At 63.2% G+C, this 14,772-nt stretch carries 13 protein-coding genes; 9 read left to right on the top strand and 4 right to left on the bottom strand.

The window, feature by feature from the left end:
- Window positions 1–384: 384 nt before the first annotated feature.
- Window positions 385–1,641: an NADP-dependent isocitrate dehydrogenase gene (icd, locus tag IX761_RS04435; RefSeq protein WP_194788422.1), complete on the top strand. Its 1,257-nt coding sequence runs from the start codon at window positions 385–387 to the stop codon at window positions 1,639–1,641.
- Window positions 1,642–1,718: 77 nt separating this feature from the next.
- Here icd and cspD read toward each other — a convergent pair whose 3' ends face one another.
- Complete coding sequence (gene cspD, locus IX761_RS04440) at window positions 1,719–1,973, bottom strand: cold shock domain-containing protein CspD (protein WP_194788423.1); 255 nt, start codon at window positions 1,971–1,973, stop codon at window positions 1,719–1,721.
- Window positions 1,974–2,204: 231 nt separating this feature from the next.
- Between cspD and clpS the strand changes: the two genes are divergently transcribed.
- Window positions 2,205–2,579 (top strand): ATP-dependent Clp protease adapter ClpS, encoded by a 375-nt coding sequence (gene clpS / locus IX761_RS04445; RefSeq protein ID WP_023630410.1) that lies wholly within the window; start codon window positions 2,205–2,207, stop codon window positions 2,577–2,579.
- Between the two features lie 30 nt (window positions 2,580–2,609).
- A complete protein-coding gene (clpA, locus tag IX761_RS04450) occupies window positions 2,610–4,880 on the top strand; it encodes an ATP-dependent Clp protease ATP-binding subunit ClpA (RefSeq protein WP_194788424.1) in 2,271 nt (756 codons plus the stop codon).
- Between the two features lie 166 nt (window positions 4,881–5,046).
- Here the strand turns inward: clpA and infA are convergent, their stop codons facing one another.
- From infA to aat, 3 genes are all read right to left on the bottom strand, one after another.
- A complete protein-coding gene (gene infA, locus IX761_RS04455; protein ID WP_002553999.1) occupies window positions 5,047–5,265 on the bottom strand; it encodes a translation initiation factor IF-1 in 219 nt (72 codons plus the stop codon).
- 104 nt (window positions 5,266–5,369) lie between these two features.
- Window positions 5,370–6,077 carry an arginyltransferase gene (locus IX761_RS04460; protein ID WP_194788425.1) on the bottom strand — a complete coding sequence of 236 codons (708 nt, stop codon included), beginning with the start codon at window positions 6,075–6,077 and terminating at the stop codon, window positions 5,370–5,372.
- A 57-nt stretch (window positions 6,078–6,134) separates the two neighbouring features.
- A complete protein-coding gene (gene aat, locus IX761_RS04465; protein ID WP_194788530.1) occupies window positions 6,135–6,815 on the bottom strand; it encodes a leucyl/phenylalanyl-tRNA--protein transferase in 681 nt (226 codons plus the stop codon).
- A gap of 303 nt (window positions 6,816–7,118) precedes the next feature.
- Between aat and IX761_RS04470 the strand changes: the two genes are divergently transcribed.
- From IX761_RS04470 to cysG, 6 genes are read left to right on the top strand one after another with little or no spacing between them, the layout of a single operon-like run.
- Window positions 7,119–9,611, top strand: a complete 2,493-nt coding sequence (locus tag IX761_RS04470; RefSeq protein WP_416366760.1) for a DNA translocase FtsK 4TM domain-containing protein — start codon at window positions 7,119–7,121, stop codon at window positions 9,609–9,611.
- A gap of 59 nt (window positions 9,612–9,670) precedes the next feature.
- Window positions 9,671–10,294, top strand: coding sequence for an outer membrane lipoprotein chaperone LolA (gene lolA, locus IX761_RS04475; protein ID WP_194788427.1), 624 nt, complete (start codon window positions 9,671–9,673; stop codon window positions 10,292–10,294).
- 12 nt (window positions 10,295–10,306) lie between these two features.
- Complete coding sequence (locus tag IX761_RS04480; RefSeq protein WP_194788428.1) at window positions 10,307–11,632, top strand: replication-associated recombination protein A; 1,326 nt, start codon at window positions 10,307–10,309, stop codon at window positions 11,630–11,632.
- Window positions 11,629–12,003, top strand: a complete 375-nt coding sequence (gene crcB, locus IX761_RS04485; protein WP_194788429.1) for a fluoride efflux transporter CrcB — start codon at window positions 11,629–11,631, stop codon at window positions 12,001–12,003. The genes IX761_RS04480 and crcB overlap by 4 nt, the downstream gene beginning before the upstream one ends.
- Window positions 12,004–12,033: 30 nt before the next feature.
- Complete coding sequence (gene serS, locus IX761_RS04490) at window positions 12,034–13,314, top strand: serine--tRNA ligase (protein WP_194788430.1); 1,281 nt, start codon at window positions 12,034–12,036, stop codon at window positions 13,312–13,314.
- Window position 13,315: 1 nt separating this feature from the next.
- Window positions 13,316–14,710, top strand: coding sequence for a siroheme synthase CysG (gene cysG / locus IX761_RS04495; RefSeq protein ID WP_194788431.1), 1,395 nt, complete (start codon window positions 13,316–13,318; stop codon window positions 14,708–14,710).
- The last annotated feature ends 62 nt before the right edge of the window (window positions 14,711–14,772 follow it).

A 14,772-nucleotide genomic window follows, 5' to 3' on the forward strand; every position in this document is an offset into this window, starting at 1 on the left:
GCGAGCGGTGATGGTGGATGCATCAGTCGAGCGTCAAGTGCTGGGCTGCGGTAACAACCCAGGCTTCGTGGCCATTCATGGCCAAGGGCGGTCCGCATTTTCCTGGGATTCGCCCCGATGACCCTACGGTCGCGGCGCAGTATATCAAACCCTTTGGACGATTCAGCAAGGGTAAGTCGTATCCGCGCATTTATAAGACCAAAGACGTAGGGGCAATGTGGCGGGTTGTCGCAGGCTTGGCGGCGGTTTCTTCGCGGGTAAACCCGCTGCCACAGGGGCGGCGTCGACGCATTCAGGTGGCCAGCTTGCAGGTCGGCGGATGTGGTTTAGGCTCATTGGATCGCACGATTTCCAATCACACCAGGAAAAGCGGAGTAGTGCAGCATGGGATACCAGAAAATCAAGGTTCCGACTGACGGCGCCAAGATCACCGTCAATGCAGACCATTCGCTCAATGTTCCCGACAACCCCATCATCCCCTACATCGAAGGCGACGGTATCGGCGTGGATGTCTCGCCGGTGATGATCAAGGTGGTGGATGCCGCCGTGCAGAAGGCCTACGGCGGCAAGCGCAAGATCGCCTGGATGGAGGTGTACGCCGGCGAGAAGGCCACGCAAGTTTACGATCAGGACACCTGGCTGCCCCAGGAGACGCTGGATGCGGTGAAAGACTACGTGGTGTCGATCAAGGGGCCATTGACCACCCCGGTCGGTGGTGGCATCCGTTCACTCAACGTGGCCTTGCGTCAGCAGCTCGACCTTTATGTGTGCCTGCGCCCGGTGGTGTGGTTCCAGGGGGTTCCAAGCCCCGTCAAGAAGCCCGGCGACGTGGACATGGTGATCTTCCGCGAGAACTCCGAGGACATCTACGCCGGTATCGAGTGGAAGGCCGGCTCGCCGGAGGCGAACAAGGTGATCAAGTTCCTCAAGGAGGAAATGGGCGTTACCAAGATCCGCTTCGACCAGGATTGCGGCATCGGCGTCAAGCCGGTCTCGAAGGAGGGCACCAAGCGCCTGGTGCGCAAGGCCTTGCAGTATGTAGTGGACAACGACCGCAAGTCGCTGACCCTGGTGCACAAGGGCAACATCATGAAGTTCACCGAAGGGGCCTTCAAGGACTGGGGCTACGAGGTGGCGCGCGATGAGTTCGGTGCCGAGCTGCTCGACGGCGGCCCGTGGATGAAGTTCAAGAACCCGAAGACCGGCCGTGAGGTGATCGTCAAGGATGCCATCGCCGATGCCATGCTCCAGCAGATCCTGCTGCGCCCGGCCGAATACGATGTGATCGCCACCCTCAACCTCAATGGTGACTACCTGTCCGATGCCCTGGCGGCGGAAGTGGGCGGCATCGGCATCGCGCCGGGGGCCAACTTGTCGGACACCGTGGCCATGTTCGAGGCCACCCATGGCACCGCACCAAAGTACGCAGGGAAGGATCAGGTCAACCCTGGGTCGGTGATCCTGTCGGCCGAAATGATGTTGCGCCACATGGGCTGGACCGAGGCGGCGGACCTGATCATCAAGGGCACCAACGGGGCGATCGCGGCCAAGACCGTGACCTATGACTTCGAGCGCCTGATGGAGGGTGCGACATTGGTCAGTAGCTCGGGCTTTGGCGAGGCGCTGATCAAGCACATGTAAGCCACACAAAAAAACCGGTCGCCTCTTTCATTAAAGAGGCGACCGGTTTTTTCGTTTACCGGCAGACGAAGCAGGGATCAGGCTTCGACGGTTTCGTCCGGCTGTACGGCGCTGCTCGGTATGGCGACATTGGCACTTCTGATATCGGTCGCATGCAACCCCTTGGGCCCCTGGATAATCTCGAAGTGCACGGTTTGCCCGGCCTTGAGCGTCTTGTAACCGTCCATCTGGATCGCCGAGTAATGGGCGAACAGATCATCGGTCTTACCGTCCTCGTTGATGAATCCGTAGCCCTTGGCATTGTTGAACCACTTGACTTTACCGCTTGCCATCCCTATGTCCCTCTGCAAAGGACTCCATCACTGGAGTATCATCCACTTCATCCGCATACGAACCATGCGAGTAAATCTGGTTGACTGCGCGGATCTTTATCGACCACGGTGGGTTCTTATTGGTTGTAACACCGTTTTGCCGATAGTCAAGGTCACCCGGCGCCCGCGTCGGCAGGGGCCTGCGCGGTCAACCCACAACCTTAACCTGTCGATCATGATGAAATTCTTTCCATGCATGTACTCAGTGAGATTCGACTAACATTCAATCAGGATCGCCCGCAGTCGCATGAGGACGGGCATGAGGACGACGGCGCCGGCCTTGCGGTACAAGAGGCCAAGCCGATCCTGCAGGCACCACCGATGTACAAGGTGGTTTTGTTCAACGATGACTACACACCAATGGATTTCGTCGTCGAAGTGCTCGAGACGTTCTTCAATCTGAACCGCGAGCTGGCGACCAAGATCATGCTGACCGTCCATACCGAAGGGCGGGCAGTGTGCGGATTGTTTACCCGGGACATCGCCGAAACAAAGGCCATGCAGGTCAACCAATACGCCAGGGAAAGCCAGCATCCGCTACTCTGTGAAATCGAGAAGGACGGTTAATCGCCGACCACTTGGGTATGAGGTGAAGCTATGTTAAACCGCGAGCTCGAAGTCACCCTCAATCTGGCCTTCAAGGAGGCCCGTTCGAAGCGTCATGAGTTCATGACCGTCGAACACCTGTTGCTGGCACTCCTTGACAATGAAGCCGCCGCGACCGTTCTGCGCGCCTGTGGCGCCAATCTCGACAAGCTCAAGCACGACCTGCAAGAGTTCATCGACTCCACCACACCGCTGATCCCCGTGCATGACGAGGACCGCGAAACGCAACCGACGCTGGGCTTCCAGCGGGTGTTGCAGCGCGCCGTATTCCACGTGCAAAGCTCCGGCAAGCGCGAGGTGACCGGCGCCAATGTGCTGGTGGCGATCTTCAGCGAACAGGAAAGCCAGGCCGTGTTCCTGCTCAAGCAGCAGAGCGTGGCCCGTATCGATGTGGTCAACTACATCGCCCACGGTATCAGCAAGGTGCCGGGCCATGGCCCGCACACTGACAACGACCAGGATATGCAGGACGAGGAGGGCGGTGAGTCGTCTTCGTCGAGCAACCCGCTGGACGCCTATGCCAGCAATCTCAACGAACTGGCGCGTGCCGGGCGCATCGACCCGCTGGTCGGTCGCGAGCAGGAGGTCGAGCGCGTGGCGCAGATTCTCGCTCGCCGGCGCAAGAACAACCCGTTGCTGGTCGGTGAGGCTGGTGTGGGCAAGACCGCCATCGCCGAAGGCCTGGCCAAGCGCATCGTCGATGGCCAGGTGCCCGACCTGCTGGCGCAGAGCGTGGTCTATTCGCTGGACCTTGGTGCGCTGCTGGCGGGTACCAAGTACCGCGGCGACTTCGAAAAGCGCTTCAAGGCGTTGCTCGGCGAGCTGAAGAAGCGCCCACAGGCGATTCTGTTCATCGACGAGATCCACACCATCATCGGTGCCGGTGCGGCATCCGGTGGTGTGATGGACGCTTCCAACCTGCTCAAGCCGTTGCTGTCGTCGGGCGATATCCGTTGCATCGGTTCGACCACCTTCCAGGAGTTCCGCGGCATCTTCGAGAAGGACCGCGCCCTGGCGCGGCGCTTCCAGAAGGTCGACGTCACCGAGCCGTCGGTGGAGGATACCGTTGGCATCCTGCGCGGGCTGAAGGGGCGCTTTGAGAGCCACCACAATATCGAGTACAGCGACGAAGCCCTGCGCGCCGCCGCCGAACTCGCTTCGCGGTACATCAATGACCGGCACATGCCGGACAAGGCCATCGATGTGATCGACGAGGCCGGTGCCTACCAGCGCCTGCAACCGGAGGCCAGCCGCGTCAAGCGTATCGACGTGCCGCAGGTCGAGGATATCGTCGCCAAGATCGCGCGGATCCCGCCGAAGCACGTCACCAGTTCCGACAAGGAGCTGCTGCGCAACCTCGAGCGTGACCTGAAGCTGACCGTGTTCGGCCAGGATGCAGCGATCGACTCGCTGGCCACCGCGATCAAGCTGTCGCGTGCGGGCTTGAAAGCACCGGACAAGCCAGTCGGCTCGTTCCTGTTCGCTGGCCCCACTGGTGTGGGCAAGACCGAAGCCGCCCGCCAGCTGGCCAAGGCGCTGGGTGTGGAGCTGGTGCGCTTCGACATGTCCGAGTACATGGAGCGGCACACCGTGTCGCGCCTGATCGGTGCGCCACCTGGCTATGTGGGGTTCGACCAGGGTGGTCTGTTGACCGAGGCGATCACCAAGCAGCCGCACTGCGTGCTGTTGCTCGATGAAATCGAAAAGGCCCACCCGGAAGTCTTCAACCTGCTGCTGCAGGTGATGGACCACGGCACCCTGACCGACAACAACGGGCGCAAGGCGGATTTCCGCAACGTGATCCTGATCATGACCACCAACGCCGGTGCCGAAACCGCCGCGCGGGCCTCGATCGGTTTCACCCACCAGGATCACTCGTCCGACGCGATGGAGGTCATCCGCAAGAGCTTCACGCCGGAGTTCCGCAACCGCCTGGACACCATCATCCAGTTTGGCCGTCTCTCCCACGAGACGATCAAGAGCATCGTCGACAAGTTCCTTATCGAACTGCAGGCGCAGCTGGAGGACAAGCGTGTGCTGCTGGAGGTCACCGACGCCGCGCGTGGCTGGCTGGCGGCTTCGGGCTACGACGTGCAGATGGGTGCGCGGCCGATGGCGCGGCTTATCCAGGACAAGATCAAGCGGCCGTTGGCCGAGGAGATCCTGTTTGGCGAGCTGGCCGAACATGGCGGCGTGGTGCACATCGACCTGCGCGATGGCGAGCTGGTGTTCGACTACGAGACCACGGCTGAGGTCGCCTAAGGCTGGGGCCGCTGTGCGGCCCATTCGCGACACAAGGCCGCTCCTGCAGGGAATCGTATGTATCTGTAGGAGCGGCCTTGTGTCGCGAATGGGCTGCAAAGCAGCCCCAATGTTTCAAGGCCACAAAAAAGCCCGGCACATGGCCGGGCTTTTTCATGGCTTGAGCTTAGCGCGCGCGATAAGTGATGCGGCCCTTGCTCAGGTCGTACGGCGTCAGTTCGACGCGGACCTTGTCGCCAGTGAGAATACGGATGTAGTTCTTGCGCATCTTGCCGGAGATGTGCGCGGTAACGACGTGCCCGTTTTCCAACTCCACGCGGAACATGGTGTTGGGCAGGGTGTCGACGACAGTGCCTTCCATTTCGAAGCTGTCTTCTTTCGACATGCAGTAAAGCCCTCGGTATCCAGTGATGGCCCGACGCACAACTGCACCGGGCAAAAAAAGTGGCGTGGATTATGCCCGAAAATTGTGTTTCAAGCCAATGCCTTTCAGTTGAGGGTTACCCAGCGCTGGTTGATCAGCAGTTCGATGGGGCGGTACTGGGTCTTGTAGTTCATTTTCTTGCAGTTCTTGATCCAGTAGCCGAGGTAAACCGCGTCGAGGTCCTGGCGCAGGGCTTCGGTGATCTGCCAGAGAATGGCATAGCGGCCCAGGCTGCGGCGCTCTTCATCGGGCTCGTAGAAGGTGTACACCGCGGACAGCCCGTTTGGGAGCAGGTCGCAGACGGCAACGGCGAGCAAGCGGCCCTCGAGGCGGAACTCGTAGAACCAGCAAAACGGCAAGTCGCGCACCAGGAAGGTGGAAAACTGGTCGCGGCTGGGCGGGTACATGTCGCCGTCGGCGTGGCGCTGCTCGATGTAGCGCCGGTACAGGTCGAAATACTCCTCCTTGAACGCCGGGCGAGCGGCACTGACCTTTATATCGGCGTTGCGCTTGAGAATGCGCCGCTGCTGGCGGTTGGGGATGAAGCGCGCCGCTGGGATGCGCGCCGGAACGCAGGCATTGCAATGCTGGCAGTGCGGGCGATACAGGTGATCGCCGCTGCGGCGAAAGCCCATTTCCGACAGGTCGGCGTACACGTGCACGTCCATCGGCTGGCTCGGGTCGAGAAACAGCGTGGTGGCCTGCTCGTCCGGCAGGTAGCTGCAGGAGTGGGGTTGAGTGGCATAGAACTTCAACCGCGCCAGCTCTGTCATGATCAACCCCTTCGGTGAGACTTTGTCTCTAAGTGTAAGCCAGCTCGGGGAACTCGCCTAGGCGACCCAACTGGCGCCGTTGGGCTGGTCCAGGTGATTTGCCAGGTACTCGCCAAAGCTCGCCCGGCTGATGGCGCGGGCGCCGAGGCTGTGCAGGTGGTTGGTTGGCATCTGGCAGTCGATCAGCACGAAGCCGGCCTGTTTCAGGTGCTCGACCAGCGTGACGAAACCCACTTTCGAGGCGTTGTCGGCACGGCTGAACATCGATTCGCCAAAGAACAGCCGGCCCATGGCCAGGCCATACAGGCCGCCGACCAGTTCGCCATCCTGGCGTACTTCCACCGAGTGGGCGATGCCTCGGCGGTGCAGCTCGCAGTAGGCCGCGCGCATGTTGTCGGTGATCCAGGTGCCGTCGGCGTAGTCGCGAGGTGCCGCACAGGCGGCGATTACCGACGCGAAGTCACGGTCGAAACTGACTTGGTAGCGGCCCTGGCGGATCAGCTTGGCCAGCGAGCGCGAAACATGCAGCTCGTCCGGGAACAGCACGGTGCGCGGGTCGGGTGACCACCAGAGGATCGGCTGGCCATCCTGATACCAGGGGAAGCAGCCATGGCGGTAGGCTGCCACCAGGCGGTCGGGCGTAAGGTCGCCACCGGCGGCGAGCAGGCCGTTGGGGTCGTGCAGGGCCTTTTCCAAAGGCGGGAAGGTGAGCGAGTCGCGGGTCAGCCAGGTGAGCATGGGGTCTTGGGCGGCGGGGGAGGGGAGGGCGACCAGCATGGCGCGGCTAGCCGGTGCGGTCAACGCTGGCCGCCTGGGGGGCGGGCTTGCCCCGCGATTTTCTATCGCACAGGCACCATCTGGCCGATTTGCTGTCACACCTGTGCAAAAACACAGCATAAGCCTTTGTCACAAAAGAAAATGCATGCTCAAATTGCAACTAAATGAAAATAGCTCGCCGTTCGCGCTCCAGGCAGCGTGCCGCCATGGCGGCTGGCGGGCAGTAATGTTAAAAGTAGCGGTTAATTGGCCAGTGACCGGCCAATCACTGTTTGGACGCGCAGCACGCGCAGGAATAGACGCGTTTTGAAGAAATCCACTGCAACCCCAGCCCCCTTGCCAGTGCCCCTGTGGCGGCAGCAGCTGCACTACCGCCTGAAGGAAGGTGCGCTGATCGCCGTTGGCGCGCTTTGCCTGTACCTGTGGATGGCACTGGTCACCTACGACACCGCCGACCCAGGCTTCAGCCACACCAGCAACGCCGAACAGGTGCAGAACGCCGCCGGCCGCGCGGGGGCCTATTTCGCCGACATCCTGTTCATGGTGCTTGGCTATTTCGCCTACATCTTCCCGCTGCTGCTGGCCATCAAGACCTGGCAGATCTTCCGCGAGCGTCACCAGCCCTGGCAGTGGAGTGGCTGGCTGTTTTCCTGGCGGCTGATTGGCCTGGTGTTCCTGGTGCTGTCGGGCGCGGCGCTGGCGCATATCCATTTCCACCCCCCGGCAAGCCTGCCGTTCTCCGCAGGTGGAGCCTTGGGCGAGAGCCTCGGCGACCTGGCGCGCAACCTGCTCAACGTGCAGGGCAGCACGCTGATGTTCATCGCCTTGTTCCTGTTTGGGCTGACGGTGTTCACCGACCTGTCCTGGTTCAAGGTGATGGACCTGACCGGCAAGATCACCCTCGACCTGTTCGAGCTGGTGCAGAATGCCGCCAACCGCTGGTGGGAAGCGCGCAACGAGCGCAAGCGCCTGGTGGCACAGCTGCGCGAGGTGGACGACCCAGATTTCGACGTGGCACCGGTAGCCGCCGAGAAGCGCGAACCGGCCAGGCCGCAACCGCAGCCACGCGAGCGTGCGGTCGAGCGCGAAGAGCCGCCAGCCCGGCCAGTGGCACCGCGCGAGCCTGTAGTGCCGCGTGTGCAACCTGCTGCCGCAGCCCCGGTGATCATGCCGCCAGCTGCGCCCAGCACCCCGGAGCCGAGCAAACGGGTGATGAAGGAAAAACAGGCGCCGCTGTTCATCGACAGCGCCGTGGAAGGCACATTGCCTTCGATTTCCATTCTCGACCCGGCCGAGCAGAAGAAGATCGAGTACTCCCCCGAGTCCCTGGCTGGCGTCGGCCAGTTGCTGGAAATCAAGCTCAAGGAATTTGGCGTGGAAGTCTCGGTGGACTCCATTCACCCCGGCCCGGTGATCACCCGTTACGAGATCCAGCCCGCTGCGGGCGTGAAGGTCAGCCGCATCGCCAACCTGGCCAAGGACCTGGCGCGTTCGCTGGCGGTGACCAGCGTGCGGGTGGTCGAGGTCATCCCTGGCAAGACCACCGTGGGTATCGAGATCCCCAACGAAAACCGTCAGATGGTGCGGTTCTCCGAGGTGCTGTCGTCGACCCAGTTCGATGAGAACAAGTCGCCGGTCACCCTGGCGCTGGGCCACGACATCGGCGGCAAGCCGGTGATCACCGACCTGGCCAAGATGCCGCACCTGCTGGTGGCCGGTACCACCGGCTCCGGTAAGTCGGTGGGCGTGAACGCCATGATCCTGTCGATCCTGTTCAAGTCGGGCCCGGAAGACGCGCGACTGATCATGATCGACCCAAAAATGCTCGAACTGTCGATCTACGAAGGCATCCCGCACCTGCTGTGCCCGGTGGTCACCGACATGAAGGACGCCGCCAACGCCCTGCGCTGGAGCGTTGCCGAGATGGAACGGCGCTACAAGTTGATGGCGGCCATGGGCGTGCGCAATCTGGCGGGCTTCAACCGCAAGATCAAGGATGCCCAGGAAGCCGGCGAGGTCATCCACGACCCGCTGTACCGTCGCGAAAGCATGGACGACGAGCCGCCGACGCTTAAGACCCTGCCGACCATCGTGGTGGTGGTCGACGAATTCGCCGACATGATGATGATCGTCGGCAAGAAGGTCGAGGAGCTGATCGCCCGTATCGCCCAGAAGGCCCGTGCCGCCGGTATCCACCTGATCCTGGCCACCCAGCGCCCATCGGTCGATGTGATCACCGGTTTGATCAAGGCCAACATCCCGACCCGCATGGCGTTCCAGGTGTCGAGCAAGATCGACTCGCGGACCATCATCGATCAGGGTGGCGCCGAACAGCTGCTGGGTCACGGTGACATGCTCTACATGCCCCCGGGCACCAGCCTGCCGATCCGTGTACACGGCGCGTTCGTCTCGGACGACGAGGTGCATCGCACGGTCGAGGCGTGGAAGCTGCGTGGCGCACCGGACTACAACGACGACATCCTCAATGGCGTCGAGGAGGCCGGCAGCGGCTTCGACGGCGGTGGCAGTGGTGGCGGCGACGGTGATGATCCGGAAGCCGACGCCCTCTACGACGAGGCCGTGCAGTTTGTTCTCGAAAGCCGCCGTGCATCGATTTCCGCGGTACAGCGCAAGCTGAAGATCGGTTACAACCGCGCCGCGCGGATGATCGAGTCGATGGAGATGGCCGGCGTGGTCACCCCCATGAACAGCAACGGCTCGCGGGAAGTGATTGCCCCGGGCGGCCCGCGCGATTGATGATCACCTTGCCGGGCACACGAGGTGCCCGGCCCCTTAACCGTTCTACGAGGATTTCCATGCGCGCGATTCGCATGCTGTTGGTTTCTGCCCTGGCTGCGGGCACTCTGTCGGCCCACGCCGGCGAGCAGGATGTGCAGCGCTTGACCCAGTTGCTGGAGAAGTCGCAGACCATTGAAGCCAACTTTTCCCAGCTGACCCTTGGTGCCGATGGTGTCAACCTGCAGGAAACCTCCGGCAAGATGACCGTCAAACGCCCGGGCCTGTTCTACTGGCACACCAATGCACCGCAGGAGCAGGTGGTAGTGTCCGACGGCAAGAACGTCACCCTGTGGGACCCGGACCTGGAACAGGCCACCATCAAGAAGCTCGACGTGCGTCTGAACCAGACCCCGGCGTTGCTGCTGTCCGGTGACGTGTCGAAGATCAGCCAGAGCTTCGACATCACCTCCAAGGAGCAGGGCGAAGTCATGGACTTCACCCTCAAGCCGAAGACCAAGGACACGTTGTTCGACTCGCTGCGCGTGTCGTTCCGCAAGGGCCTGATCAACGACATGCAACTGATCGACAGTGTCGGCCAGCGCACCAATATCCTGTTCAATGGCGTCAAGGCCAACCAGGCGGTGCCGGACAGCACCTTCAAGTTCGACATCCCCAAAGGCGCTGACGTCATCAAGGAGTAAGCGGAGCCCGTGATGGACCTGTTTCGAAGCGAACCCGTCGCCCAGCCCCTGGCCGCGCGCCTGCGCCCGTCCAACCTGGACGAGTACGTGGGCCAGGAGCACCTGCTGGCGCGCGGCAAGCCGCTGCGCGAGGCACTGGAGCAGGGCGCGCTGCATTCGATGATCTTCTGGGGCCCGCCCGGGGTGGGCAAGACCACCCTGGCGCGGCTGCTGGCGCAGTTCTGCGATGCGCATTTCGAGACGGTCTCGGCGGTACTGGCGGGGGTCAAGGAAATCCGCCAGGCCGTCGAGGTGGCCAAGCAGCAGGCCGGCCAGTACGGCCGGCGCACCATCCTGTTCGTCGATGAAGTGCACCGTTTCAACAAGTCGCAACAGGATGCCTTCCTGCCCTACGTGGAGGACGGCACGCTGATCTTCATCGGCGCCACCACCGAAAACCCTTCGTTCGAGCTGAACAACGCCTTGCTGTCGCGGGCGCGGGTCTATGTGCTCAAGAGCCTCGACGAAGCCGCGCTGCGCAAGCTGGTGGACCGCGCGCTCAGTGAAGAGCGCGGCCTTGGCAAGCGCCAACTGCAGGTGGGTGACGACGCTTTCAAGATGCTCATGGCCGCCGCCGATGGCGATGGCCGGCGCATGCTCAACTTCCTCGAGAACGCCTCGGACCTGGCCGAAGATGGCGGCGAGATTGGTGTCGAGTTGCTGCAAAGCCTGCTCGGCGACAGCCGCCGGCGTTTCGACAAGGGCGGTGAAGCGTTCTACGACCAGATCTCGGCGCTGCACAAATCCGTGCGTGGCTCCAACCCCGACGGCGCGCTGTACTGGTACGCGCGCATGCTCGATGGCGGCTGCGACCCGCTGTACATTGCCCGGCGCGTGGTGCGCATGGCCAGCGAGGACATCGGCAACGCCGACCCGCGGGCGCTGAGCCTGTGCCTGGCGGCCTGGGATGTACAGGAGCGCCTGGGCAGCCCGGAAGGTGAGCTGGCGGTGGCCCAGGCCATCACCTACATCGCCTGCGCACCAAAAAGCAACGCGGTGTACATGGGCTTCAAGGCGGCCATGCGCGAAGCGGCCGAGCACGGCTCGCTGGAAGTGCCGCTGCACCTGCGCAACGCCCCCACCAAGTTGATGAAGCAGCTCGGCTACGGCGAAGAGTACCGCTACGCCCACGACGAGCCGGATGCCTACGCCGCCGGCGAGGATTATTTCCCCGAACAACTCGAGCCACGCCAGTACTATCAGCCGGTGCCTCGCGGCCTGGAGCTGAAAATCGGCGAGAAATTGCGCCACTTGGCCGAGCTCGACCGCAACAGCCCCCGGCAACGGAGAAAACCGTGATCGCACTCATCGCCGCCGTCAGCGCGGGCGGCATCTGCGGCACCTTGCTGCGCTTTGCCACCAGCAACTGGGTTGCTGCCAACTGGCCGAAGCAGTTCTACCTCGGTACGCTGGCGGTCAACCTGGTCGGCTGCCTGCTGATCGGCCTGCTCTACGGCCTGTTCCTGCACAAGCCCCTGGTGCCGGTGGAGCTGCGGGCCGGGCTGATCGTGGGCTTTCTCGGTGGCCTGACGACCTTTTCATCCTTTTCCCTGGACACCGTGCGCCTGCTCGAAAGCGGGCAGGTTCCCCTGGCCTTGGGCTATACCGGTATTAGCGTGGTGGGCGGGCTGCTTGCGACCTGGGCCGGCCTCACCCTCACTCGATTCTGAACCAACACTTACTTATAACGAGAGAACGATATGCTCGATTCCAAACTGTTACGCGGCCAACTTCAGGAAGTGGCGGACCGCCTGGCCTCCCGTGGCTTCAGCCTGGATGTCGCGCGCATCGAATCACTGGAAGAGCGCCGCAAGGCGGTGCAGACCCGTACCGAACAGCTGCAGGCCGAGCGTAACGCCCGCTCCAAGTCCATCGGCCAGGCCAAGGCCAAGGGCGAGGACATTGCCCCGCTGATGGCAGACGTCGAGCGCATGGCCAACGAGCTGGCCGCCGGCAAGAGCGAGCTGGACGGCATCCAGGCGGAGCTTGACGGCATCCTCCTGACCATTCCCAACCTGCCGGACGCCAGCGTGCCGGTCGGCGCCAGTGAAGACGACAACGTCGAAGTGCGCCGCTGGGGTACGCCGAAGGCGTTTGACTTCGAAATCAAGGACCACGTGGCCCTGGGCGAAGTCAGCGGTGGCCTGGACTTCGAGGCTGCGGCCAAGCTGTCTGGCGCTCGCTTTGCCGTGCTGCGCGGCCCGATCGCACGCCTGCACCGCGCCCTGGCGCAGTTCATGATCAACCTGCACACCGGCGAGCACGGCTACGAGGAGCACTACACCCCGTACCTGGTCCAGGCCCCAGCCCTGCAGGGTACCGGCCAGCTGCCGAAGTTCGAGGAAGACCTGTTCAAGATCAGCCGCGAAGGCGAAGCCGACTTCTACCTCATTCCAACCGCTGAGGTGTCGCTGACCAACCTGGTGGCCGAGCAGATCCTCGATGCCAAGCAACTGCCGCTCAAGCTGGTCGCCCACACTCCGTGCTTCCGCAGCGAGGCTGGCGCTTCGGGCCGCGACACACGCGGCATGATCCGCCAGCACCAGTTCGACAAGGTCGAGATGGTGCAGATCGTAGAGCCTGCGAAATCCATGGAAGCGCTGGAAGGCCTGACCGCCAACGCCGAACGTGTGCTCCAGCTGCTGGAGCTGCCGTACCGCGTGCTGGCGCTGTGCACCGGCGACATGGGCTTCGGTGCGGTGAAAACCTACGACCTCGAGGTGTGGGTACCTAGCCAGGACAAGTACCGCGAGATCAGCTCCTGCTCCAACTGCGGCGACTTCCAGGCGCGCCGCATGCAGGCGCGCTGGCGCAACCCGGAAACCGGCAAGCCGGAGCTGGTGCACACCCTGAACGGCTCGGGCCTGGCAGTAGGCCGTACCCTGGTCGCGGTGCTGGAGAACTACCAGCAGGCCGACGGTTCGATCCGTGTGCCGGAGGTGCTCAAGCCGTACATGGGTGGCGTCGAGGTCATTCGCTGAGATGGATTACCTGCCGCTGTTCCACAAGCTGCAGGGCGGCCGGGTGCTGGTCGTCGGTGGCGGCGAGATCGCTTTGCGCAAGGCGCGCCTGCTGGCCGACGCCGGCGCCGCGCTGCGCGTGGTGGCGCCGGAGGTCGACGGCCAGCTGGCCGCGATGGCTCGCGAAGGTGGCGGTGAAGTCCTGGTGCGGGGCTACCAGCCCTCGGACCTGGACGGCTGCCGCCTGGTAATCGCGGCCACCGATGATCCTGAGCTCAATGCCCAGGTATCGCGTGATGCGCAGGCTCGCAGCCTGCCGGTCAACGTGGTGGATGCGCCAGCGTTGTGCACGGTGATCTTCCCGGCCATCGTCGACCGTTCACCGCTGGTGGTCGCGGTGTCCAGTGGCGGCGACGCGCCGGTACTGGCGCGGTTGATTCGCGCCAAGCTGGAGGCCTGGATCCCGTCCGCCTATGGCGAGCTGGCCGGCCTGGCCGCGCGTTTCCGCCACAAGGTCAAGGCCTTGTACCCCGACGTCAACCAACGCCGTGGATTCTGGGAGAACGTATTCCAGGGGCCAATCGCCGAGCGCCAGCTGGCCGGGCAAGGTGCCGAAGCCGAGCGCCTGTTGCAGGCGATGGTCGATGGCGCGCCGGTGCAGCAGGGGGGCGAGGTGTACCTGGTCGGTGCCGGCCCGGGTGATCCCGACCTGCTGACCTTCCGTGCCTTGCGCCTTATGCAACAGGCCGACGTGGTGCTGTACGACCGTTTGGTGGCCCCGGCCATTATCGAGATGTGCCGGCGTGATGCCGAGCGTATCTATGTCGGCAAGCGCCGCGCCGACCACGCCGTGCCGCAGGACCAGATCAACCGCCTGCTGGTGGACTTGGCCCAACAGGGCAAGCGGGTGCTGCGGCTCAAGGGTGGCGACCCGTTCATCTTCGGCCGGGGTGGCGAGGAGATCGAAGAGCTGGCCGAGCAGGGTATCCCGTTTCAGGTGGTGCCGGGCATTACCGCGGCCAGTGGGTGTTCCGCCTATGGCGGTATTCCGCTGACCCACCGCGACTATGCCCAGTCGGTGCGCTTCGTCACCGGCCACCTCAAGGACGGCACCAGCAACCTGCCTTGGGATGACCTGGTGGCGCCGGCGCAGACGCTGGTGTTCTACATGGGCCTGGTAGGGCTACCCACCATCTGTGCCGAGTTGATCCGTCATGGTCGTGCGGCCAGCACGCCGGCGGCGCTGGTGCAGCAGGGCACTACCCGCAACCAGCGGGTGTTCACCGGTACTCTGGCGGACCTGCCTGAGCTGGTGGCACGCCATGAAGTGCATGCGCCGACCCTAGTGATCGTCGGGGAGGTGGTGCAGTTGCGTGAGAAGCTGGCGTGGTTTGAAGGTTCGCAGCAAGACAGTTGAATGGCTGGGGCCGCTCTGCGGCCCTCCTACAGGATTTCGCATTCCCTGTAGGAGCGGCCTTG

The sequence above is a fragment of the Pseudomonas sp. UFMG81 genome (assembly GCF_015354575.1).
Lineage (GTDB): Bacteria > Pseudomonadota > Gammaproteobacteria > Pseudomonadales > Pseudomonadaceae > Aquipseudomonas.

What these genes read in the sequence shown, in the direction of transcription:
- icd (WP_194788422.1), top strand. Translation starts at nt 385, where the DNA reads ATGGGATACCAGAAAATCAAGGTTCCGACTGACGGCGCCAAGATCACC.
- cspD (WP_194788423.1), bottom strand. Translation starts at nt 1,973, where the DNA reads ATGGCAAGCGGTAAAGTCAAGTGGTTCAACAATGCCAAGGGCTACGGA.
- clpS (WP_023630410.1), top strand. Translation starts at nt 2,205, where the DNA reads ATGCATGTACTCAGTGAGATTCGACTAACATTCAATCAGGATCGCCCG.
- clpA (WP_194788424.1), top strand. Translation starts at nt 2,610, where the DNA reads ATGTTAAACCGCGAGCTCGAAGTCACCCTCAATCTGGCCTTCAAGGAG.
- infA (WP_002553999.1), bottom strand. Translation starts at nt 5,265, where the DNA reads ATGTCGAAAGAAGACAGCTTCGAAATGGAAGGCACTGTCGTCGACACC.
- IX761_RS04460 (WP_194788425.1), bottom strand. Translation starts at nt 6,077, where the DNA reads ATGACAGAGCTGGCGCGGTTGAAGTTCTATGCCACTCAACCCCACTCC.
- aat (WP_194788530.1), bottom strand. Translation starts at nt 6,815, where the DNA reads ATGCTCACCTGGCTGACCCGCGACTCGCTCACCTTCCCGCCTTTGGAA.
- lolA (WP_194788427.1), top strand. Translation starts at nt 9,671, where the DNA reads ATGCGCGCGATTCGCATGCTGTTGGTTTCTGCCCTGGCTGCGGGCACT.
- IX761_RS04480 (WP_194788428.1), top strand. Translation starts at nt 10,307, where the DNA reads ATGGACCTGTTTCGAAGCGAACCCGTCGCCCAGCCCCTGGCCGCGCGC.
- serS (WP_194788430.1), top strand. Translation starts at nt 12,034, where the DNA reads ATGCTCGATTCCAAACTGTTACGCGGCCAACTTCAGGAAGTGGCGGAC.
- cysG (WP_194788431.1), top strand. Translation starts at nt 13,316, where the DNA reads ATGGATTACCTGCCGCTGTTCCACAAGCTGCAGGGCGGCCGGGTGCTG.